The organism is Myroides sp. DW712, from assembly GCF_046557355.1.
In the GTDB taxonomy this organism is placed as follows: Bacteria; Bacteroidota; Bacteroidia; order Flavobacteriales; family Flavobacteriaceae; genus Flavobacterium.
On sequence record NZ_JBKFDO010000004.1, the window covers coordinates 164,897 to 187,728 of the forward strand.

At 37.2% G+C, this 22,832-nt stretch carries 22 protein-coding genes; 16 read left to right on the forward strand and 6 right to left on the reverse strand.

What is annotated here, in order from left to right:
• The first annotated feature begins 39 nt into the window (after window positions 1–39).
• A complete protein-coding gene (locus ACLJX0_RS04940; protein WP_410878981.1) occupies window positions 40–750 on the forward strand; it encodes a sterol desaturase family protein in 711 nt (236 codons plus the stop codon).
• 86 nt (window positions 751–836) lie between these two features.
• Here ACLJX0_RS04940 and purE read toward each other — a convergent pair whose 3' ends face one another.
• On the reverse strand, window positions 837–1,319 hold the full coding sequence (purE, locus tag ACLJX0_RS04945) for a 5-(carboxyamino)imidazole ribonucleotide mutase (RefSeq protein ID WP_410878983.1): 483 nt from the start codon (window positions 1,317–1,319) through the stop codon (window positions 837–839).
• A 3-nt stretch (window positions 1,320–1,322) separates the two neighbouring features.
• Window positions 1,323–2,477 (reverse strand): 5-(carboxyamino)imidazole ribonucleotide synthase, encoded by a 1,155-nt coding sequence (locus tag ACLJX0_RS04950; RefSeq protein ID WP_410878985.1) that lies wholly within the window; start codon window positions 2,475–2,477, stop codon window positions 1,323–1,325.
• Between the two features lie 579 nt (window positions 2,478–3,056).
• On the opposite strand from ACLJX0_RS04950, the gene hpt reads away from it, so the two are divergent.
• The 11 genes from hpt (at window position 3,057) to ACLJX0_RS05005 (ending at window position 13,421) form a co-directional block, all read left to right on the forward strand.
• The gene (gene hpt / locus ACLJX0_RS04955) at window positions 3,057–3,590 is read left to right on the forward strand and encodes a hypoxanthine phosphoribosyltransferase (RefSeq protein WP_410878987.1); all 534 of its coding nucleotides are present in this window, start codon (window positions 3,057–3,059) and stop codon (window positions 3,588–3,590) included.
• A 35-nt stretch (window positions 3,591–3,625) separates the two neighbouring features.
• Window positions 3,626–4,201 carry an adenylate kinase gene (locus ACLJX0_RS04960; protein ID WP_410878989.1) on the forward strand — a complete coding sequence of 192 codons (576 nt, stop codon included), beginning with the start codon at window positions 3,626–3,628 and terminating at the stop codon, window positions 4,199–4,201.
• Between the two features lie 53 nt (window positions 4,202–4,254).
• Entirely contained in the window at window positions 4,255–5,256 is a 1,002-nt protein-coding gene (obgE, locus tag ACLJX0_RS04965) for a GTPase ObgE (protein WP_410878991.1), read from the forward strand.
• A gap of 172 nt (window positions 5,257–5,428) precedes the next feature.
• A complete protein-coding gene (locus tag ACLJX0_RS04970; RefSeq protein WP_410878992.1) occupies window positions 5,429–7,747 on the forward strand; it encodes a putative monovalent cation/H+ antiporter subunit A in 2,319 nt (772 codons plus the stop codon).
• On the forward strand, window positions 7,728–8,168 hold the full coding sequence (locus tag ACLJX0_RS04975) for a Na+/H+ antiporter subunit B (protein WP_410878993.1): 441 nt from the start codon (window positions 7,728–7,730) through the stop codon (window positions 8,166–8,168). The genes ACLJX0_RS04970 and ACLJX0_RS04975 overlap by 20 nt, the downstream gene beginning before the upstream one ends.
• A gap of 18 nt (window positions 8,169–8,186) precedes the next feature.
• Window positions 8,187–8,540, forward strand: a complete 354-nt coding sequence (locus tag ACLJX0_RS04980) for a Na+/H+ antiporter subunit C (protein WP_158962459.1) — start codon at window positions 8,187–8,189, stop codon at window positions 8,538–8,540.
• On the forward strand, window positions 8,537–10,048 hold the full coding sequence (locus ACLJX0_RS04985; protein WP_410878994.1) for a proton-conducting transporter membrane subunit: 1,512 nt from the start codon (window positions 8,537–8,539) through the stop codon (window positions 10,046–10,048). Before ACLJX0_RS04980 ends, ACLJX0_RS04985 begins: the two co-directional genes overlap by 4 nt.
• 8 nt (window positions 10,049–10,056) lie before the next feature.
• Window positions 10,057–10,542, forward strand: coding sequence for a Na+/H+ antiporter subunit E (locus tag ACLJX0_RS04990; RefSeq protein ID WP_353103537.1), 486 nt, complete (start codon window positions 10,057–10,059; stop codon window positions 10,540–10,542).
• Window positions 10,539–10,814, forward strand: a complete 276-nt coding sequence (locus ACLJX0_RS04995) for a monovalent cation/H+ antiporter complex subunit F (RefSeq protein WP_410878995.1) — start codon at window positions 10,539–10,541, stop codon at window positions 10,812–10,814. Before ACLJX0_RS04990 ends, ACLJX0_RS04995 begins: the two co-directional genes overlap by 4 nt.
• Window positions 10,807–11,211 carry a monovalent cation/H(+) antiporter subunit G gene (gene mnhG / locus ACLJX0_RS05000; RefSeq protein ID WP_410878996.1) on the forward strand — a complete coding sequence of 135 codons (405 nt, stop codon included), beginning with the start codon at window positions 10,807–10,809 and terminating at the stop codon, window positions 11,209–11,211. The genes ACLJX0_RS04995 and mnhG overlap by 8 nt, the downstream gene beginning before the upstream one ends.
• Window positions 11,212–11,264: 53 nt before the next feature.
• The gene (locus ACLJX0_RS05005) at window positions 11,265–13,421 is read left to right on the forward strand and encodes a S46 family peptidase (protein ID WP_410878997.1); all 2,157 of its coding nucleotides are present in this window, start codon (window positions 11,265–11,267) and stop codon (window positions 13,419–13,421) included.
• Window positions 13,422–13,908: 487 nt separating this feature from the next.
• Here the strand turns inward: ACLJX0_RS05005 and ACLJX0_RS05010 are convergent, their stop codons facing one another.
• On the reverse strand, window positions 13,909–14,337 hold the full coding sequence (locus ACLJX0_RS05010) for a DUF4190 domain-containing protein (RefSeq protein WP_410878998.1): 429 nt from the start codon (window positions 14,335–14,337) through the stop codon (window positions 13,909–13,911).
• A 269-nt stretch (window positions 14,338–14,606) separates the two neighbouring features.
• Between ACLJX0_RS05010 and ACLJX0_RS05015 the strand changes: the two genes are divergently transcribed.
• From ACLJX0_RS05015 to ACLJX0_RS05025, 3 genes are all read left to right on the forward strand, one after another.
• Window positions 14,607–15,959 carry a UDP-N-acetylmuramate--L-alanine ligase gene (locus ACLJX0_RS05015; RefSeq protein WP_410878999.1) on the forward strand — a complete coding sequence of 451 codons (1,353 nt, stop codon included), beginning with the start codon at window positions 14,607–14,609 and terminating at the stop codon, window positions 15,957–15,959.
• 122 nt (window positions 15,960–16,081) lie between these two features.
• Window positions 16,082–16,822, forward strand: coding sequence for a RadC family protein (radC, locus tag ACLJX0_RS05020; RefSeq protein WP_410879000.1), 741 nt, complete (start codon window positions 16,082–16,084; stop codon window positions 16,820–16,822).
• Between the two features lie 56 nt (window positions 16,823–16,878).
• Entirely contained in the window at window positions 16,879–17,577 is a 699-nt protein-coding gene (locus tag ACLJX0_RS05025; RefSeq protein ID WP_410879001.1) for a YjjG family noncanonical pyrimidine nucleotidase, read from the forward strand.
• A gap of 147 nt (window positions 17,578–17,724) precedes the next feature.
• Here ACLJX0_RS05025 and ACLJX0_RS05030 read toward each other — a convergent pair whose 3' ends face one another.
• Window positions 17,725–19,002 (reverse strand): replication-associated recombination protein A, encoded by a 1,278-nt coding sequence (locus ACLJX0_RS05030; RefSeq protein WP_410879002.1) that lies wholly within the window; start codon window positions 19,000–19,002, stop codon window positions 17,725–17,727.
• Window positions 19,003–19,153: 151 nt separating this feature from the next.
• On the opposite strand from ACLJX0_RS05030, the gene ACLJX0_RS05035 reads away from it, so the two are divergent.
• Entirely contained in the window at window positions 19,154–19,891 is a 738-nt protein-coding gene (locus tag ACLJX0_RS05035) for a rhomboid family intramembrane serine protease (RefSeq protein ID WP_410879003.1), read from the forward strand.
• A gap of 366 nt (window positions 19,892–20,257) precedes the next feature.
• Here the strand turns inward: ACLJX0_RS05035 and rlmB are convergent, their stop codons facing one another.
• Both rlmB and ACLJX0_RS05045 read right to left on the reverse strand, forming a co-directional pair.
• Entirely contained in the window at window positions 20,258–20,992 is a 735-nt protein-coding gene (gene rlmB / locus ACLJX0_RS05040) for a 23S rRNA (guanosine(2251)-2'-O)-methyltransferase RlmB (RefSeq protein ID WP_410879004.1), read from the reverse strand.
• A gap of 107 nt (window positions 20,993–21,099) precedes the next feature.
• Window positions 21,100–22,695: a hypothetical protein gene (locus ACLJX0_RS05045; protein WP_410879005.1), complete on the reverse strand. Its 1,596-nt coding sequence runs from the start codon at window positions 22,693–22,695 to the stop codon at window positions 21,100–21,102.
• Window positions 22,696–22,832 lie beyond the last annotated feature (137 nt).

Below are 22,832 nucleotides of genomic sequence, written 5' to 3' on the forward strand. Positions count from 1 at the left end.
AGAAGTGTGTAAGTAGCTTAAGGGGGCTAAGTGGAAAAAATGATAGAGATAGTAGATGTATTAGAACGGGATTACCTAACTATTGTGGGATTTGCGGGGCTATTTAATATAGCCTTAATGTTGGGGTCTTTCTTGTTGTATTTTAGCTGGCATGCCATCAAGAAGAATCAATTTGCGGTAAACCAGGTTCAGCCAATTGTCTCATCGGATTATTGGGCGGTATTGTGCACATTAGTTTGCAATGTGCTCGTTTTTGTTTTCGGTGTATTCTTGTGGAAAGAAGGGGGTTTAGAGGTAGATTTTACTGCGTTAAATGCTGGTAAAATTGCAGGACAATTAATTATTTTAATTCTAGTGGTTGATTTTTGGATGTATGTGTTTCACAAACTGGCGCATAGCAAGTGGCTCTATCCCTTGATTCACCAGCGACATCACGAACATATAGGAGTTAATGTGTTCAGTCTTTTTGTACTTAGTCCTTTTGAATCTCTTGGGTTTGGTTTGATGTTGATGGCTATTTTGATGAGCTATCCTTTTCATTACATCAGCGTAGGGCTGTATTTTTTGATTAATGTTATTTGGGGGACGATTGGCCACTTTAATCGTGTAGGACGAGTATCTTCCAAGGGATGGAAAAGTTGGCTAGGTACGGCGAGTTTTCACAATACGCATCATATTGAACCCCGTGCAAATTTTGGTTTTTATACAACGGTTTGGGATCGTTTATTTCAAACGCATAAAAAAGAGTAAAAAAATAAAGGCGTGTCATTTCTTGGGTTTTTCCATAAAAAAACCAGTAGCGTAAACTACTGGCTTAATTTGTACTTGAGACGCACTTATTGCTTAAGGTTTTCAGCAGCTTTTAAAACCGCTTCTTTTAATCCGTTTTTATAAGCAATCATCTTATTTTGAATATCTTCGTTCTGGCTTCCTAAAATTTGTAAAGCGAGTAAACCTGCATTTTTTCCGCCATTTAAGGCTACAGTAGCAACAGGTACACCTCCTGGCATTTGTAGAATGGAAAGAACACTATCCCATCCGTCAATGGAATTACTAGATTTAACAGGAACACCAATTACAGGAAGGGGAGACATAGCAGCTACCATTCCTGGTAAATGTGCAGCACCTCCTGCTCCAGCAATAATAACCTGAATCCCGCGTTGGTGTGCATGAGAAGAAAAATCAACTAATTTTTCTGGGGTACGGTGAGCAGAAACAATATCTACCTCTACAGTTACTCCAAATTCTTTGATGATATCGATGGCGTCTTGCATGATGGGCATATCCGAAATACTGCCCATTACTACGGCTATTTTCATATGTTATTGACTGATTACTTTTATCGTTTCTTTTACTTTTTGAGCGATTTCTCTCGCTTTGTCCATATCGCTATTCACAATGGTTACGTGTCCCATCTTGCGGAAAGGTCGCGTTTCTCTTTTTCCGTAAATATGAGGTGTCACCCCAGGAATAGCTAAAATTTCATTCATTCCCTCGTAATATACTTGGCCAGTATGGCCTTCTGCTCCTACTAAGTTAACCATGACACCCGCTACCTTGCTTTCTGGATTGCCTAAGGGTAAATCTAATATCGCACGGATGTGTTGCTCAAACTGTGAGGTATAGCTTGCTTCAATAGAATAATGTCCTGAATTATGTGGACGTGGAGCCACTTCATTGATTAAGATTTCATCCTCTTGTGTTTGAAACATTTCGACAGCTAATAATCCGACGTGATTGAACTTTTCAGCAACCGTTAGGGCAATAGCTCTCGCTTTTTCAGCAACCGTTGCGTCAATACGTGCGGGACAAATTACATATTCTACTTGATTTGCTTCGGGGTGGAATTCCATCTCAACAACAGGAAATGTTTTAATTTCTCCAGAGGCTGATCGAGCTACGATAACAGCTAATTCATTTTTGAAGGGAATCATCGTTTCTGCAATACATTCTACTTCAGGTATTGTTGCAAGATCACTTAGTGTACGAACTACTTTTACTCCATTACCATCATAACCAAATTGTGCAGATTTCCAAACAAAGGGAATCGTTATAGTTTGTTGATCTATTGCATTAACTAAATCCGCTTTCGTGCTGAAACGCAAATAAGGAGCAGTAGGAATCTGATGGTATGCATAGAAGTCTTTTTGTTTACCTTTATTTTGAATTAAACGCAAAGTTTCTGGTGCAGGATATACTTTTATCCCTTCTTTCTGTAATTGCTCCAAAGCTTCTAGGTTTACCCCCTCTATTTCGATGGTTAAGACATCTACCTTTTTGCCAAAGCGATAAACGGTTTCATAATCCATCAAGTCACCTTGAAAAAAATGATGTGCCCCAAACTGAGCGGGAGCTTCTTTACTTGGATCTAATATGAAAGTGGCAATGTCAAATTTGCGCGTATCGTACAAAAGCATTTTGCCTAATTGTCCGCCTCCTAATATGCCCAAGCGAAAATCAGTTGAATAGTAATTCATTGTGTTGTTGTAATTGTGTTTACGCAAAGATAAGCGAAATCAAATCGTGTACATAGTGTAGCGACAAAAAATGTGAAAGAAGGATGATAGCGACTAGCTAAGATTAGTAGAGGGATTACTTTTGTTGAACAGCTTAAGAATATGTTGGTTTTAATTTTTAATTTTTTAGAGGCGTTTGCTGTTGAACGTGGTGATAACGACAAACACATTGCTTTATTAATGTGAAAAAAAACTTAAAGCAAGTCTTGTTTAGTTAAAAAATTAACTTATATTTGAAAACAATATAGCGAAATACTACGTGTAGTTTCACGTATTTAAAGATATAATATACACTAACTGGAGTGTATGAAAAATAATCGTAACAATAAGACTTATTAGCTTTGGTTTTAGAGTTAGATTGAATTAGTTTGTTTTAGACGTAGCGTTTGAAGAAAGCGCTACGTTTTTTTGTTTACGGTGTACGGTTACAGTTTACCGTGAACTATCCTCGACCATCAATTTGTTTGGAATTCATCTGTTAAGGAGTATAAATGTGGTCTATCTTTTTTGTATATTTGCAAACTATCAATTCAATTGTTTATGGAAATTCAAGTTTTAGACAAGACTTTTGTTCCTTTTATTTCGGAAAAACAGATTCAAGAAAGATTAGGGGAAATTGCAGGTGAAATCTTGCGTGATATGAAGGGGGAAATACCTATATTTATTGGTGTTTTGAATGGATCTTTCATGGTTGTTTCGGATTTAGTTAAGCAGTATAAAGGCGAATGTGAGATGAGTTTTGTCAAGATGGCTTCGTATATTGGAACGCAGTCGTCCAATCAAGTCAATCAACTATTAGGCTTGGATATTGACGTAACGGATCGACGAGTGATTATCATCGAAGATATCGTAGACACAGGAAATACCTTAGTGGCATTAAAACAGCTTTTTGAGCAACAACGTCCAAAAGAAGTTAGAATTTGTACCCTATGTTTGAAACCAGAGGCGTATACGAAAGACATTAAATTAGATTATGTCGCTTTTGAAATTGAGAATAAATTCATCGTGGGGTATGGGATGGATTACGATAAGCATGGGCGCAATATTCCCGAGATTTATCAAATTAAAGAGTAATAAAAACAGTAACAGCATAAATAAAGTATAGTAGCATGATTGCAATAGTTTTATTTGGAAAACCTGGTGCAGGAAAAGGCACACAGGCAGAATTTCTGAAAGAAAAGTACAATTTAACTCATATTTCTACCGGAGATGTGTTTCGTTATAATCTAAAAAATGGAACAGAATTAGGGAAACAGGCCAAAGTTTTTATGGATAGAGCAGAATTAGTTCCAGATTCTATTACAATTGATATGCTTGCTGATGAAGTAGAGAAAAACATGGATAAGGCAGGATTCTTATTTGATGGTTTTCCTCGTACTATTCAACAAGCAGAAGCTTTAGAAGCTTTATTAACCAAGAAAAATATTCGCTTTGTAGGAACTGTTGGGCTAGAAGCTAATGATGATGTATTAGTACAGCGAATTCTTGAAAGAGGAAAAACAAGTGGGAGAGCAGATGACCAAGATGAGCAAATCATCAGAAGTCGTTATGAAGAATACAATGAAAAAACAGCGCCGTTAATTGATTATTATACAGATAAAAACTGTTATAATTCAGTGGATGGAATTGGAACGGTAGAAGAAATTACAGCTCGATTAAGCCATGTAATTGACCGTTTAATTTAATCAATCTTTTGATTAAAAAAGATAAAAACTCAGAGAAGGTAATAAAATAAAAGATGACTGAAGGGAATTTTGTAGACTACGTAAAAATCTATGTAGCCTCAGGAAAAGGTGGAAGAGGTTCTACGCATTTACACCGAGAAAAATTTATTGAAAAAGGAGGTCCTGATGGTGGAGATGGTGGACGTGGAGGTCATGTCTATATTGTCGGTAACGAAGGATTGTGGACGTTGTATCACCTGAAGTTCATGCGCCATATTAAAGCGGGACATGGAGGTGATGGTGGTAGTTCAAGAAGTACAGGAGCAGATGGTGAAGATCGCGTTATTGAAGTACCTTTGGGAACAGTGGTAAAAGATAAAGAAACAGGAGAAATTCTTTTTGAAATTACGGAGCACAACGAGAAGAGAATATTAGGACAAGGTGGAAAAGGAGGGTTGGGAAACTGGCACTTTAGAACATCAACAAACCAAACTCCTCGTTATGCACAACCAGGGATGCCTGGCCAAGAGCTGGATATCATCTTAGAGCTGAAAGTGTTGGCTGATGTTGGATTAGTAGGATTTCCAAATGCTGGAAAATCTACACTCTTATCGGTGTTAACTTCGGCTAAACCCAAGATTGCGGATTATCCCTTTACAACTTTGAAACCCAACTTAGGAATTGTCGCTTACCGCGATTTTAAGTCCTTTGTTATTGCAGATATCCCTGGAATTATCGAGGGAGCAGCAGAAGGAAAAGGATTAGGACACTATTTCTTGAGACATATTGAACGCAATTCAACGCTCCTTTTTATGGTGCCTGCAGATGCAGAAGATATTCAAAAAGAATATGAAATTTTACTTGACGAGTTAAGACGATATAATCCGGAAATGTTGGATAAAGATCGCCTTTTAGTGATTACAAAATCAGATATGCTGGATGAAGAACTAAAAGCAGAAATGAAAGCAGAGCTGGATATAGCATTAGAAGGAGTTCCTTATATGTTTATTTCGGCAGTAGCGAATCAAGGTCTTCAGGAGTTAAAAGATAAATTGTGGCAAATGTTAAATAACTAGCCCAGTAAGCGAGACTGTAACGTCTCGCTTTTTTTATGCCATAAGAAGCAAAAAAATGGTTATTTTTTTGTTAAAAACAAGCGTGTTATTTGGCTTTTATTCGTTTTTTTTTGATTTTTTTATATATTTACCCTCAATAGAAATATTTGAAAAAGAGAAATAAAGCTCCTATATGCTATTTATTATTTTACTCACTTTTGTACTAGCTTTTAGTACACTTTTTTTGAAGGGGTTAGAACGTTCTAAATTTACAGGATTATTAACTTTACTACCAGGAAGTCTTTTCTTTTATTTCCTTTCCTATTTGCCAAAAATTAGGTCAGGAAAGGAAGTCTTACTCTTTAGAAACGAATGGGTACCTTCCTTGGGTATTGCTTTTGATTTTAAATTAGATGGTTTGTCCCTCTTGTTCTCCTTGCTCATCACCGGGATTGGAACTCTCGTCTATTGGTATGCCTCCTATTATCTCAAAGGGCATGTCTATATTCATCGATTTTTTGCCTTTTTAGGACTCTTTATGGGAGCTATGCTTGGGGTCGTGTTAGCTGATAACTTGATCTCCCTTTTTATTTTCTGGGAACTAACAAGTATAACTTCTTTCTTTTTGATTGGATTTAATAACGAAGAAGAAGATTCGCGCAAAAGTGCACTTTGGGCACTGGGCATCACTGGACTTGGTGGATTTTTTCTACTTTCCTTTGCCGCAATTATCGGAGGAATAGCAGGTACATATTCGATTCACGAACTACTGACACAAGCCGATTTTCTAAAAGAAAATAGTGTGTACGGCATTTTGCTATTCTTCTTGTTCATGGGAGCCTTTACTAAATCAGCTCAATTTCCTTTCCATTTTTGGTTGCCTGGTGCCATGAAAGCTCCAACACCTGTATCGGCTTATTTGCATTCCGCTACCATGGTGAAAGCAGGGATCTATCTTTTAGCGCGTTTTACGCCTATTTTAGGAGATCACCTGTATTGGAATACCACTTTACAAGTAATCGGTGGTTTAACCATGTTATTTGGCGCTATACACTCGGTCTTCCGAAAGGATATGAAAGGAATCTTGGCTTATACAACCATTTCGGCGCTTGGACTGATTGTTTTTCTTCTCGGCGTAGGATCAGAGAAGGCAATCTATGCGGCTACTATTTTTATTTTAGTTCACGCCCTATATAAAGCAGCACTTTTCTTGGTCACCGGAACGGTAGATCATCAAACCCATACACGTGATATCACTCAACTCGGAGGACTGCGCAAAACAATGCCTGCTTTAGCAGGGGCCGCTTTAATTGCTGCGCTATCTAGCGCTGGAATTCCATTTACTTTCGGATTTATTGGGAAGGAAATTATATATGAGGCTACTTATACCTATCCTCTTAATCAGTGGGCACTTGCTTTTACAGGAGCTGCCGTCTTAACCAATGTGTTTTTGACAGCCTCGGGGTTTCTTGTCGGAATCAAACCCTTCTTTGGTAAAGTTAAAGTGTTGTGCCAAGACGTTCCTAAGCCTTCCATGCAAATGTGGATGCCTCCAGTTATTTTAGCTACATTAAGTCTTGGATTTGGGCTCTTGCCCCAACTAGTAAACGAAGAAATTTTGACTGCCGTAGCGAGAGCAATAGGTGGAAAACCCATCGATATGGAATTGGCTTTATGGCATGGCTTTAATGAAATTGTCGCCTTAAGTGGTGCAACAATTCTATTGGGAACAGCCCTGTATTTCGTTTTTAAAGGCTACGAAAATTCCCTGACTACTGTCTCGCGTTTTTATACCTTTTCTCCTCAACATCTCTTTGGATTTGCCATTGAAAAGTTCCGATTATTTGCCTACGCCTATACGAGATTATTTCAAAGTGGGTATTTGCGCATTTATCTGATGGTCATCATTGTGTTTTTCATTGGATTAGTGGGATATAAACTTTTTGCAGATGTGCCACTTCGCGTCAATACGGAGGATTTGTCTGAATTTAGGGTCTATGAATTAGTCGTCTTCTTGATTACGGTAATCGCGATATTTTTTGCCATTAACACGCCTTCTCGTCTGTCTGCCATTGCTGCTACAGGCGTGGTAGGGTATTGTATCTGTTTGATTTTTGTGTTCTATGGAGCACCCGATTTGGCTATGACCCAATTCGCAATTGATACCTTAACTGTTGTGCTATTTGTACTCGTATTATTCAAGTTACCCGGTTTCTTAAAGCTGAGTAACCGACGAATTCAATTTAGGGATGCCGTAGTTTCTATTGCTTTTGGAGGATTAATTTCTCTGATTACATTACAGGCTTTAGTATCACCAGCGGATAAAGAAATTAGTAGATATTATGCCGAAAATGCCTACATTTTAGCTAAAGGGAAGAACGTAGTCAACGTTATTCTCGTGGATTTCAGAGGCTTTGATACATTAATTGAGACTATTGTACTGTCAATCGCCGCATTAGGTGTATATGGTCTTTTAAAATACAGAACAAAAGATGAAGAAATATCAGAATAAATACCACGTTTTAGATTCAACCATCTTGCGAACGGCAACCAATTATTTATTGCCGTTATTGATTTTGTTCTCTTTGTTTGTCTTATTGAGAGGACATTATCTCTCTGGAGGTGGTTTTGTAGGGGGGTTAATTGCTTCCATTGCTTTTGTGTTGCATTCTTTTGCCTATAGCACAAAACAAACTTTAGCTTTATTCCAATTTTCACCTATGCGTTTAATTGGTCTAGGTTTGTCTATCTCCATTATTAGTGCAATAATTCCCGTTTTTATTGGTTTACCCGTGATGACTGGAGTGTGGTTTGCTGAATCTGTTGCGGTTATTGGCGCAGTGGGGACAGCTTTGTTTTTTGATGTCGGAGTGTATTTGGTTGTGATTGGTGTGGTCTTAACCATTCTGTTCACTATCTCCGAAAACGTTTAATTAATTAGAAAGATTTAGATGGAATTACTACTCGTCGTTTTAGTCGGTATATTATATTCTGCGGGAATTTACTTAATGTTCCGCAGAAGTATGGTCAAACTACTTCTCGGACTGATGATGTTGGGAAACGGAGCGAATATCCTTATTTTTCTCATGGGAGAATTGACAAAGGGAAAAGCACCTATTATTGATGAGGAACATACGCAGTTTTTTGATGCTTATGCCGATCCAGTGCCACAAGCACTTATTCTAACTGCAATTGTAATCAGTTTTGGTTTAACTGCCTTCGCTATTGTTTTGTTGAATAAGGTTTATAGTACAACCGGAACAGATGATTTAGATTCCCTTAATATTCAAGATTTAGATATATGATTTCAAATTTCATATTAGCACCCATTTTTGCTCATATGCTTACAGCGGTAGTCTTATTGATTTTTTGGAAGAATGTAAAAATTCAGAAAATAATAAGCATCATAGGTAATAGTATTGCTTTTCTATTGTGTTGGAATTTATTCCTTGCTACCTGGGAACATAGTGCAATTATCCTACAGCTAGGAAGTTGGAGAGCACCTTTTGGAATTACTTTCGTAGCCGATACGCTAAGTGCTGTCATGGTACTCTTAACAGCAACAGTAGCCCTAGCCGTTGGTATTTACTCTACTTCTGCTATAAACATTAGCCGTATCAAGTATGGTTATTTTATTATCTTCCATTTCTTGATTATGGGATTGCTAGGTGCCTTTTTAACAGGAGATATCTTCAATTTATACGTGTGGTTTGAAGTCGTTATTATTTCCTCTTTTGTTTTGCTAACACTAGGAGGAAAGAAAAGACAAATGGAGTCTGCGGTTAAGTATGTGACCATGAATATGTTGGCTTCTACAATTTTCCTGACAGCTATTGGTATTCTGTATGGTATTACGGGAAGTTTGAATATTGCAGATTTAGCACATCAAGTGGCTATTGTTGAAAATAGAGGGTTGGTAACTGTAACAGCTTTGCTGTTTTTTGTGGGATTTGGAATTAAATCAGCGGTCTTTCCGATGTACTTCTGGTTGCCTTCTTCTTATCATACGCCTCCTTCTGCTATCGGAGCAATTTTTGGAGGACTATTAACCAAAATGGGCGTGTATTCGATGTTTCGCGTGTTTACCATCGTATTCCAACCCGATGATTTTATTTTAGGGGTATTCGTGGTTATCGCTATATTTACGATGATTAGTGGAGCATTAGGTGCCATCAATAAAAGAAATATTCGCCGTATTCTTTCGTACTTTATCGTCTGTCATATCGGATATTTGATTGCAGGATTTGGACTCTATACAGAATTAGCTTTTGTCGGGGTAATCTTTTATCTCATTCACGATGTCATTGTCAAAAGTAATCTTTTTATGATGAGTGGATTAATTCAGAAAATTAGAGAAACACAAGATATTAACCGATTAGGTGGATTGTATAAGGATTATCCTAAGCTTTCTATTTTGTTCGCTGTCATCCTGTTTTCATTGGTAGGAATTCCTCCTTTATCTGGTTTTTGGCCTAAAATTATGTTGTTCCAGGAAGCATTCCGATTAGAACAGTATGTCTTATTGGGTACGTTAATCTTTGCGAGTTTTGTTACGTTGTTTATTGTAGCGCGCATTTGGTCTGAAGTGTTTTGGAAAGATTTACCGAAACCAAATAGCGAAGAAATCGATCATTTTGCCCCTTTTGTGAGCTCTGGAAAAGTAGCCCTAATTTTACCTGTGGCTGCTCTAGCAGGTGTATCTCTGTTTATCGGGTTAAATGCACCTTTGATTTTTGAGGTTTCTCAACGTGTTGCCCATGAAATGATGAACCCTTCTATCTATATTGAATCCGTGTTACAAGGCATTAAATAAAGAACTGTATGTTAAAATATTTTTTACTTAATATATTATTGACCTTTGTTTGGGTGGCACTCACAGGACAATTAAACTACGCCAACTTCTTCTTTGGAGGAGTAGCGGGTTTCTTTATTCTGTGGATGTTAACAAAAACATCGTCCAATAAAGCCGATAAAGAATACTTTTATCGCGTGCCCAAAATCATCGTTTTTATATTTTACTTCTTTGTTGATATGCTACAAGCGAATTTACAAGTAGCTATGGATGTGATTACACCAAATTATCACACCACACCGGGAATTATCAAATACGAAATCGATGCTAAGACTGATTTTGAAATTACCATGTTGGCTAATATTATTGCCTTAACTCCTGGAACCATGGTGATTGATATTGCTGACGATAAAAGTCATATCTTCATTCACACCATGTATCTGAAAGATAAAGACAAATTTATTCAACGCATGAAAGAGCGAACTGAAAAGAAACTATTAGCTATTTTACGATGACAGTAGAAACTTATTTAATCAATGTGGTCATGCCGATCATCTGCTTGTCCTTAGTCTTGATCTTTATTCGATTTTTAAAAGGACCTGCAGTCGTAGATCGTGTGGTGGCTATTGACTTGTTGATTACCGTTGGCGTTGGATTTATTGGACTATTTAGCCTTATTGCCAATAATCCTATTTTCCTTGATGTGGCCGTGATCATGGCACTTATTGCTTTTTTAAGTACGGTAGCCTTTTCGTTTTATTTAGATAAAAGAGATAGAGATGACTGATATACTAATCATGATATTGAGTACACTAGGAGCTGTTTTTATTTTAATTGCTTCTATTGGTATTTTTAGAATGCCTGACTTCTATACGCGATTATCCATAACCATTAAAGCGGCTACGCTTGGTATTGGATGTATCCTTGGGGCAGCAGCTATTCACTTTTCCGAGTTTTCAATCACAACTAAAGTGTTTGCAATCGTATTCTTCCTGTTTATTACGTCTCCTGTAGCAGCTTTCTTAATTGCCAGAACGGCCTATATGACGGGTATTAAATTGTGGAATAAATCCGTAATTGATGAGCTAAGAAAACGCTATGGCTTCGATGAATCCTGCGAATTGGAAGAGAAAAACACATCATCAACTGTAAATACCCCTAAAAATGATCCCAAGAAGGATTAATTATTTTGTTTATTAAACTATCTTCGCAAACGAAGTAACATACTATTATAATTATGAAAAAAATCGTTTTATTACTGACCGCATTTTTACTTGTTGCGCCTATTAAATTAAAGGCAGATGAGGGAATGTGGTTTTTAATGTTCATTGAGCGTTTGAATCAACGCGATATGGAAAAAATGGGATTACAGCTTACAGCTGAAGAAATTTATAGCGTGAACAATCACTCGTTAAAAGATGCTATTGTGCAATTTGACGGTGGATGTACGGCTGAAATTATTTCCAATCAAGGATTGGTGTTGACCAACCACCATTGTGGATATGATAAGATCGCAAACTTATCCACACCAGAGGATGATATCTTAACTAACGGATTTTGGGCAAAAGATAAAGCTGCAGAACGACCTGCTAAAGGATTATCTGTTCGTTTCTTTGTTCGTATGGATGATGTAACGAAACGCATCTTGTCTCAAGTTAATGAAAAGATGACAGAAGCTGAAAGAGAGAAAACAATCAACCAAGAGATTGCTAAAATTCAAAAAGAAAATGATGGTGATGGAAAATACACGGTATCGGTAAAATCATTCTTTCAAGGAAATGAATACTACTATTTCGTGTATGAGGACTTCAATGATGTTCGTTTAGTGGGAACTCCACCAAATAGCATTGGAAAATTCGGTGGAGATACAGATAACTGGGAGTGGCCACGTCACACAGGCGATTTCTCTATGTTCCGCGTTTATACAGATAAAAATGGAAATCCAGCAGAATATGACGCTGCAAACGTTCCAATGAGACCGAAACACGCTTTGCCTGTATCTATCGCAGGGATTAAAGAAGGAGACTTCACTATGATCTTAGGATACCCTGGAAGAACAAACCGTTGGATGCCTGCACAAGGAGTAGCGCAAAATATAGAATATGCTTATCCAGCTTGGGTAGAAGGTTCTAAATTAGGAATGGATGTAATGAAAAAATACATGGCAAAAGATGATGCTGTGCGTTTAAATTATGCATCAAAATATGCAGGTGTAGCTAACTACTGGAAGAACAGACAAGGAATGATTGATGCATTGAATCAACACCAAACGGTAGAAACTAAAACAACAGCTGAAAAAGAATTCCAACACTGGGCGGATCAAAAAGACTACAAAGCAAAATACGGAAACGTAATTAGCGATATCAACGCTTACTATAAAGCAACAAATGAAAAAGCACGTCATGACAACTATTTAATGACGTTATTGCGTACATCAGCTTTAGCGGCTACTCCTTATCGTTTATCAGGAGGAATGGAAGCTTATGCAGCAGGTGATGCAAAGAAGAGAAAAGAAATGCACGAAGAGTTTATGGCTTATGTAGATGAAATCTACGAAGGACAAAACGAAGCATTAGAAAAAGAAATGTTAGTCAAACAATTGGAATTGTACGCTTCAAAGTCTGATGGATACGCAATTGCTCCTTATATTGCTCAAATTCAAAAAGAGTACAACGGAGACTTTGCTAAATTTGTTGATACAGCATTTAACCAAAGTGTTTTTGTGAATAAAAAAGGAGTAGAAGCTTTCTTAGCTAATCCAAAAAGCGAAGTATTGACTAAAGATCCTTTGTTGAAGCTATCAGTTTCTATCATGGAGCAGTACCGCGCGAAAAGCGAGGATTTAGCCAAATTAGAAGATCAATACCAAAAAGCATATCGCTTATTCGTTGATGGAGTAAGAAAGAGTAATCCAACAGGAAAATACTACCCCGATGCTAACTCAACGTTGCGTTTAACTTATGGAACCGTAAAAGGTTTACCAAGAGGAGAAAAAGTAAATGATGCAAAAGAAAACTGGTATACAACTTTAAAAGGGACAGTAGCAAAACACATACCAGGAGATGATGAATTTGATGTGCCACAAAAATTAATCGATTTGTATAACACCAAAAATTATGGAATGTATGCAGATAAAGAAGGGCACCTACCAGTAAACTTCTTGACAAACCACGATATCACTGGAGGTAACTCAGGTTCTCCTGTGTTAAACGGAAATGGGGAGTTAATCGGTTTAGCTTTTGATGGTAATATCGAAGCAATGGCTGGAGATGTAATCTACGATCCAGAATTACAGCGTACCATCAATGTAGATATTCGTTATGTATTATTTATCATCGATAAATTTGCAGATGCACAACACCTGATTGAAGAAATGAACATTGTAAAAGAATAAATATCAAAAGTAGTAAACACGTCAGTTTACTACTTTTTTTTGTTGAGTATTCTTTTAGTTAAGTATTTACAAATAAAAAACAGCTTGTGAATCACAAGCTGTTTTTTATTTGTAAGCCAATCCTAACAGAGGTAGAAAAGCATATAAAAAAAAGATACCTAGTATAAGAATATCGCAAATAATCATTTTACGTTGTTGAAGTCTCTGTGGAAGGATTAGTAAAAAACCTCTCGAGATACTTACATAGACAAAAAATAAAAAAATACGATAGCTATAAGGATTAATCAATTGTTTTTTGCCTTGAAGTAAAGTGATAAAGTCTCGGGTTAATCCTCTACTTCTACACCAGGCTTCTGGTAATCCCTCACATGCAGAGCGGATACTTAATGTGCTTGACATTGACGTTGTGAGTAAAAATAGATACCCGAATAAACCCAACATAAGAACAAAAAAAATCCCGTTGATTATCCTGTAATTTGTCACTTCCTTATTCTGCTACTTGTTCCTCTATATAAATCGTCTCTTCTTGGTCGTGAAGAGAGTCTTCTTCATCTTCTAGATAGTACTCATAACCTTCTGTGCTCATTTTTTCTAGTTCATCGATGTTTTTGATGGCTGCTGTTGTAACTGAAGCAAATAGAAGTCCCCAAAGAAGAATGATAGCAAAGCTAATTGAGCCTAGTACAAGACCAGCAACTCCCAAACCTTTAGATTCGTTGTTTTTCTTTGCACTAGAAATAGCTAAAATACCCAATACAATAGCTGCAACAGCGACAATAATGGCAATCATTCCAAAGCAGGGAATGAACGAGGCAGGTAAAGCAATAATACCTGAAACAAGGGAAATAATTCCTAAAACTTGTGTGTTATTACCACTTTTTTGCTGTGGTACAGGGGGTGGATTGTAATTGTCCATAGGGTGATTTTTTTAAAATTTTTTACGAAAATACAATATATTTATTCTTAATTATTATTTAAATAGCAAAAATGATTGGTAAAGGAAGGGTTTAAATTTGGTTTTTCTGTCAATTGTTTGAAATCTAGATAGAAAAACACACCTTGTTGGAAGAAAACTAAACTTGAAAATCCTCCTTTTTTTATAGTCCCATGTAAAAAGGAACCTATTTTTTAGTAATAAAATTGTAATTTTAACGCCAATTACAAATCGACTAAAATAGATATATAATGCGCGTACATTTTATTGCAATCGGAGGAAGTGCCATGCACAATTTAGCCTTAGCTTTACAGGCAAAAGGAGATGTGGTTACAGGAAGTGATGATGCTATTTTTGAGCCCTCTAAAACCAGATTAGCAAAACAAGGACTTTTACCAGAACAAGAGGGATGGTATGCCGATAAAATTACTGCGGATATCGATGCTGTAATCCTGGGAATGCACGCAAAAGAAGATAACCCAGAGTTAATCCAAGCGAGAGCATTAGGGTTGAAAATCTATTCGTACCCAGAATTCATCTATGAACATGCGAAAAATAAAACTCGAGTGGTTATCGGAGGATCTCATGGTAAAACGACGATTACTTCTATGGTTTTACACGTCTTAAACTACCATGGTGTTGAGGTTGACTATCTTGTAGGAGCGCAACTCGAAGGATTCGATCGCATGGTAAACCTAACGGATAAAAATGATTTTATGCTTATTGAAGGAGATGAATACTTGTCTTCTCCAATTGATAGAAGGCCAAAGTTTCACCTATATGAACCGAATATTGCCTTGGTAAGCGGTATTGCCTGGGATCATATCAATGTATTTCCAACTTTTGATAACTATGTAGATCAATTCCGCATTTTCCTTGATAAAATTACCAATGGAGGAATTTTAATCTACAATGAAGAGGATGAAATTGTCCGTCAACTCGCTGAAGAATGTACCAATCCAATTCGAAAAATTCCCTATACAACCTTAGAAAATGAAATTGTAGATGGAGTTGCTTATTTAGTGACGTCAGAAGGTCCAATGCCTTTAGAAGTATTTGGTCAACACAATATCAATAATATTAGTGGGGCTAAATGGGTATGTCAAAACATGGGAATCGATGAAGATGATTTCTTTGATGCAATTACTAGTTTCAAAGGGGCCTCTAAACGCTTAGAAAAATTGTATGACAAAGGAACTACTGTAGTATACAAAGATTTTGCCCATTCGCCAAGTAAAGTAAAAGCAACGATGAAAGCTGTTCGAGAACAATACCCAACGAAAAAGGTGGTAGCTTGTTTAGAATTGCATACCTATAGTAGTCTGAATGCCGATTTCTTGTCTGAATACAAGGGAAGTTTAGATGTAGCGGATCAAGCAGTCGTATTTTATTCCTTGGAAGCTTTAAAGATTAAGCGTATGCCAGAAATTCCTGCCGCTCAAATGCAAGAAGCATTCGCCCTACCAACGTTGACAACTTATACCAATGCGGATGACTTCAAAGCCTTTATTAAAACACTAGACCTAAAAGACAGCGTATTGTTATTCATGAGTTCTGGAGATTATGGAGGACTTGATTTGAATGCATTCGTTCAAACTATATAGCAAATTAAAGCCACCACTAGGTGGCTTTTTTATTTGTTTTGCTTTGAAAATAAGATCAAAATAAGGTTATTTAGGAGTGGTTTTTGAAGTATAGGAAGAATTATATTCCTAATTCTATTATCATGTTTGAAACCAAAAAACCAATTCATGCTTGGGCAGAAGATGATCGCCCCAGAGAAAAGCTTCTCCTTAAAGGAAAGAGTGCTTTGAGTGATGCAGAATTAATCGCTATTTTAATCAACTCAGGCAATAAGAATGAATCCGCGCTTGACTTAAGTCGAAAAATTTTAGAAGATAGTGAATCCAGTCTTGCTGAACTGGCCAAACAATCGGTCATGAGTTTACAGCGTTTCAAGGGAATCGGAGAAGCGAAGGCCATTGCTATTGTGGCTGCTTTAGAACTTGGACAACGTCGGAGAATGGCAGATCGGATAAATCGAACGAAAATTACATGTAGTCGAGATGTGTTTGAACTTATGCAACCCAAAATAGGAGAACTAACCCATGAAGAGTTCTGGGTGATCTTTCTAAATAATGCCAATCAGGTGAGAGGGATTGTGCCGAATCAAAAAGAACTCTTTATCAAACACCAATGGGTCGATGCTATAAATATCAGCAAAGGTGGAATGACGGGAACTATTGTCGATTTGAGAATCTTGTTTAAACTCGCGCTCGAAAAACAAGCCACTGCAGTTATTCTTGTACACAATCACCCCTCAGGGAAATTGTTACCCAGTGAGGCCGATATTCAAATTACTAAGAAGATTAAAGAAGCAGGAAATATCATGGATATTGCTATTCTCGATCATTTTATTATTACCGAACATGATTATTACAGTTTTGTCGATCATGGTCGCTTCTAATTTTCAGTGGTTTTTTTAAAATGATTACTTTTGTACCTTAATTGGAAAACAGACCGATGGAAGTGAAAAAGTTTGAACACAAAACCGATATATTTTTTGACTTGGATCATACGCTATGGGATTTTGAGAAAAATTCTGCCTTAGCTTTTGAACAAGTGTTAGATGAAATGAAATTACCGTTTACTATTGAACAATTTTTGCAATACTATGTCAGTATCAATGCTGACTATTGGGATCGGTATAGCCTAAACCAAGTGTCACAAGCAGAACTGCGTATAGGGCGAATTCGAGATACCTTTCATTCGTTGGCGTATACAACATCAACAGATCAGATGCTAGAAGTAGGAGATCGTTACCTTGCGTATTTACCAAACTACAATTATTTGTTTGATGGAGCAATCGAAATTTTAGACTATTTACAAGAAAAGTATAAGTTACATATCATTACCAATGGGTTTGATCAAGTACAAACGCGAAAAATAAAGAACTCGGGTATGGAAAGCTATTTTCAAACGGTAACAAATTCTGAGTTGGCAGGAGTAAAGAAACCAGATCCTAAAATATTCAACTATGCCTTGCAATTGGCGCAGGTGAAGGTGCAAGATGCTGTGATGATTGGAGATAATCTCTTGGCGGATATTGAAGGAGCACAGCATATCGGAATGGATGTGATTTACTATAATGAACACCATAAATCAGTTCCGGATACACTTCCTCAAGTTACTACCTTATTAGCTATAAAAAGCCTGCTCTAAAGCAGGTTTTTGTATTAATAGTTGTATTTAAATTGCCATCTGTTTTTCAGAAAATCACCAGTACCATTCTCTCTGCTATTATGTCCAGGTTCATACAAAACTGTTCCGTATTAGATACAAAAGCCTGCTGCAAAGCAGGCTTTCATTTTAATAGTTGTATTTAAATTGCCATCTGTTTTTCAGAAAATCACGAGTGCCATTTTCTCTGCTGTTATGTCCAGGTTCATACAAAACTGTTCCACTGAGTTCTGTTGGTAAAAATTCTTGATCAACAAAGTTATTGGGGTAATCATGAGAATACTTATAATCTTCCCCATAGCCCAACTCCTTCATTAATTTAGTCGGGGCATTGCGTAAGTGGATAGGTACCGATAGGTCTCCGGTTTGTTTGACGAGTTGTTGAGCTTTGCCAATAGCCATATAGGTAGAATTACTCTTAGGCGAAGTAGCAAGGTAAATCGCACATTGGCTCAACAAAATTCGACTCTCAGGATATCCGATAACTGAAACGGCTTGAAAGGTATTTGTCGCCATAATCAAAGCTGTTGGATTCGCATTGCCTATATCTTCTGAAGCAGCAATTACCAAACGTCTCGCGATAAATTTAACATCTTCACCACCCTCAATCATTCGGGCCAGCCAATATATCGCCCCATTGGGATCACTACCGCGAATAGACTTGATAAAAGCAGATACAATATCGTAGTGTTGTTCTCCTGTTTTATCGTAGAGTACGGTGTTTTTTTGCACGATTTGCATCACATACGCATTGGTGACAATCACTTCATCTCCTAAGGTTGCATTGACAATAAGCTCAAATGTATTTAACAACTTTCGACCATCTCCACCCGATACACGAAAAAGAGCCTCCGTTTCTTGAAGAGTTATTTTCTTCGATTGTAAAAAAGAGTCCTTCGCAATAGCCCGATCGAGTAAAGCACGTAAGTCTTCTTTTGTAAAAGCATTTAAAGTATATACTTGGCAGCGCGAAAGTAAAGCTGGAATTACCTCAAAACTTGGATTTTCTGTCGTCGCTCCAATAAGGGTAATCCAACCACGTTCCACTGCTGCTAAAAGCGAATCTTGTTGGGATTTGCTAAAACGGTGAATCTCATCAATAAATAAGATGGGATTACGTGCCGTGAATAAGCCGTGGTTTGACTTGGCCTTCTCAATTACTTCGCGTACATCTTTAACCCCTGAATTTATCGCGCTTAACACGTAAAAGGGACGTTGACTCTCTTTGGCTAATATTTCAGCTAAAGTTGTTTTCCCTGTGCCAGGAGGACCCCAAAAAAGTAAAGAGGGAATAAAACCAGTTTGTAATTGTTTTGTTAAGATTCCTTGTTCACCCACTAAATGTGCCTGACTGACGTAGTCGGCTAAGGATTGTGGGCGTACTCTTTCTGCTAATGGTGCATCCATGGTCATCGATTTTGAGAAATACAAAAATACAACCTAACGAGCGAATAAAAAATGGTCTATTAAAATTGTGTCGAAAACCCTGTGGTGTGTATGGTTGATTTGTGAGACTATTTTATATCTTTATGTTTTACCTAGTACACAATATACGCGAATGAAAGATAAACAACTCGTTATAACCGCTGATTTAATCATCCTTCCTGTGCTGTTTCTGATGTTGATTTGGACAGTATACTGGTTGGATTGGAAAGATTATTTAGAACTTTATCAATACGGAATTTATCCTCGTACCCTGAAAGGGCTGCGAGGCATTTTATTCAGCCCTTTTATTCATGGAGGATTGAAACACATTTACAATAATTCTGTCGCTTTGCTCGTTTTGTTGCTTCTGCTGCAATTCTTTTATAAAAAACAAGTGTGGCAAATCTTGGGATGGGGGATTCTACTGTCGGGATTAGGTACTTGGTTGATTGCTAGAGAGAGCTATCATATTGGCGCAAGTGGATTAATTTATGTGTTGGTGAGTTATATGTTCTTTAAGGGAATTCAAACCAAATATTTTCGATTGGTGGCACTGTCTTTACTTATTGTGATGCTTTATGGTAGTATGATTTGGTATGTATTTCCAGATATCGAAGAGGGCATTTCTTGGGAGGGACACCTTAGTGGATTTATCACAGGGATGATTTTGTCTTTTGTCTTAAAATCACCTGTATATGCAGAGAAGGTATATAAATACGATTGGCAGTCTCCAGACTATAAAGAAAGCGAAGATCCTTTTATGCAATGTTTTGATGATAGCGGTAATTTTGTAATCATCCCAAAAGAAGTACTCGAGGCAGAGGCACTGAAAAATCCGTATCGAAAGACTTTACCTGTTGTATATGGGTGAAGGGAGAGGAGTTGCTGAAGGGAGAGGAGTGAAGCACTCAACTTGACACTGTGCCAAAGGCGGTGTCGTCAACTAAACCGAAAGGTTAGTTGTGAACGCAACCAACTACAAGAATTGTTTAAGATGACTCCATAGTGACTCCATAGTGACTCCATAGTAAGTCCATTAAAATGGTGTTTTTACTAGATGCAGTATGGATGCATGATATAAGTATTATGATGTCATATAAAAGGGAACTAAGGAAGATTATTCGTTGATGGTTGACAGAATAAAGCTAAAAACAAAGAGGGTGCCAGTTTTGGACCCTCTTTTATATTATCTATTTTTTTCTGGAGGAGTAATTTATCCTCCCTCTCCAATTTCCAACTAGCGTCGTTGTCTGATGATTTCGTATAAAAATGCACCGCAAGCCACGGATACGTTTAAAGAGTCGATGGTGCTAAACATTGGGAGTTTTGCTTTCTCATCAATAATTTTTAAGACAGAAGGATTGATTCCACGATCTTCACTACCCATAATGATAGCCAATGGAATATTTAGATCTACATCATAAATTTCTTTTTCCGCTTTTTCAGTAGCACCTACGGTCATTACTCCTGACCCTTGTAAATAGAAAACGGCATCTTTAATGTGGTCAACCTTACAAATGGGAATGTTGAATACAGCGCCAGCAGAAGTTTTGATGGTATCTCCATTTACAGGAGCAGCGCCATTTTTAGAAATAATGATTCCATCAGCCCCACAGCATACTGCCGTACGGATGATAGCACCAAAATTACGGGCATCAGACAGTTGGTCTAAAACAACAAATAGAGGTTTTTCTTTTTTCTCTAGGGTTGTTTCTACTAACTCCTCCAAAGAAACAAAAGAAATTGGGGCAATGGTTCCAATTGCTCCTTGGTGATTTTTCTTTGTTAAGCGATTGAGCTTCTCAATAGGCACATAAGAAAAATTAATATTATTTCGCTTTAATGATTTGATTAACTCATTCATTAATTCACCTTGTGCATCTTTTTGTAAGAATACCTTATCGATGTCTTTACCTGCTTCAATGGCTTCGATTATCGCACGAATACCAAAAATTTGATTCTCCTGATCCATGGCGCAAAGGTAGTTATATTTTTATTATGCGTTAGATGTTTTTTCAGGTAGGGCTAAACTTTTGTCACTCAATCAAACATTCATGACTTCTGTAATAGCAGCTAAGATTAAAACAAAGTTTTAAATCCAATATGTATGGTCGTGTTGTCAAAAGAAAAAGGAATTCCCGGTTGTTTCCCATTCGCGAAAGAGAGATTAAAGTAGCTAGAGGAAGTAATGAAACCCAAGCCCATACCGATGCTATATAAGGTGTTCTTTTGCTCCAAAGGTTTATATTCTTGTAGGGCATAATCAAAAATGGTATGTAAATACAAACTCGGGTGAACTAGAAAGCGATATTCTGTGTTGATTAAATTGAGCTGATTTGCTAGTAAGCTGTTTTCTTGAAAGCCACGGAGGGATTGTGTGCCGCCAAAACGATACATTTCATTGACGAGATAATCTTCACTAAAAAGAGCATAGTACGTCCAATTGACATAGAAGTAGTGTTTTGGTGCAAGTGCTATGTTTTTGCTCGCTTGAAGTTGAACCATATACTGAGACACTTTTATATCCTCTGTGGTGCGTTTTCCAGTACCAACTAGGGCATCCAAAGTATAATTAATTGGAAACAAGGGGAGGTAGGGACGCTTTTTAACCACCGTATAATTCAAGGTGTAGAATTTGCTGTCGAAATTCTCCATGGAGGGTAGAACACTATTGGTTGTCGAGGAGGTACTTTGGTACCCTACTTTAATATTTTGATTGTATCGAATAGCGTATCCCAATTGTAAAGCCAGTTTCGTATTCTGATAAATGGTATCCTGTTTTTGAATGTTTAATTGAGCATGGATATTTAAAGGCGTATTAAAGAGATATACAAAGGAAGTCTTAAAATCAAATTGCGTTTGTTTATTTGCATCACTGCGCCAATACAATTGGATAGATTCTCCTTTGTTAAGGACATTGTGTAACGATAAATCCAAATAGCCCGCTAAGGTGAACTTTTCATTTTCATCTGTGCTAAAGCCCATAAAACCATCAAAGGTATTGGTGTTGGCTTTGTCGACATATAAAAACAGTGTAGTCTGATCAGCAGTAAAAAGTGTCTCTGGAGTTTTATATTGTTTTAAGAAATCTAATTCACTGACTGTGGCTGTTAGGTCGGATACCAATTGTTCACTATAGGGCTTATTGCGATAGCGCTTGGTTACGTGTTGAATGATTTTTTCTGGAATTTTCTTTATACTTTGGATTTCAATGTGATTTAATTTTCTACTTGTGGTTAAACGAAGCTCTAAATCACAGTACAGAATATTGTTTTGAATCTTGTGATGGCTCAGCTCTAAGGTGGACATCCCTAAACCTTCTTGGTCTAGTTTTTGGCTGTATTGATGTAATGTAGCGGAAAGCAACTCAAAATCCAAGGAGAGACTGTCCGTAGTGAAGCCAAGCTGCTGCTGAAGCATTGGGGATAATTGCTTATTAGACAAAACCACTTGACCAATGGGAACTCCTAATATATAGGTATAGGTTGTTGTGAATTCGTCTTGTTGTTTACTTTTGGTGAAGGCTAAATATCCTTTTTTGTATAAGTGTTGGTCGATACTATCGATGGTCTGTATAAGAGATTGTAAATCAAGATGTTTTTTTTTATAGCCGAACGCTTGAAGGAGTATGCGTTCTTTTTCCTCGGTTGAGGTAAGCTCTAGGGTCAATGTCATCTGTTGTCCATAGGTGGCAAAACAAAAGAATAACAAGAACAGAAAAGAGAAAACGGACTTCGACACTTGGGTTGCATATTTGCTTGTAAAGTAAAATAAAAAAAGTAAGAAGCTGAGACTTAAAGAATAAAATAAAT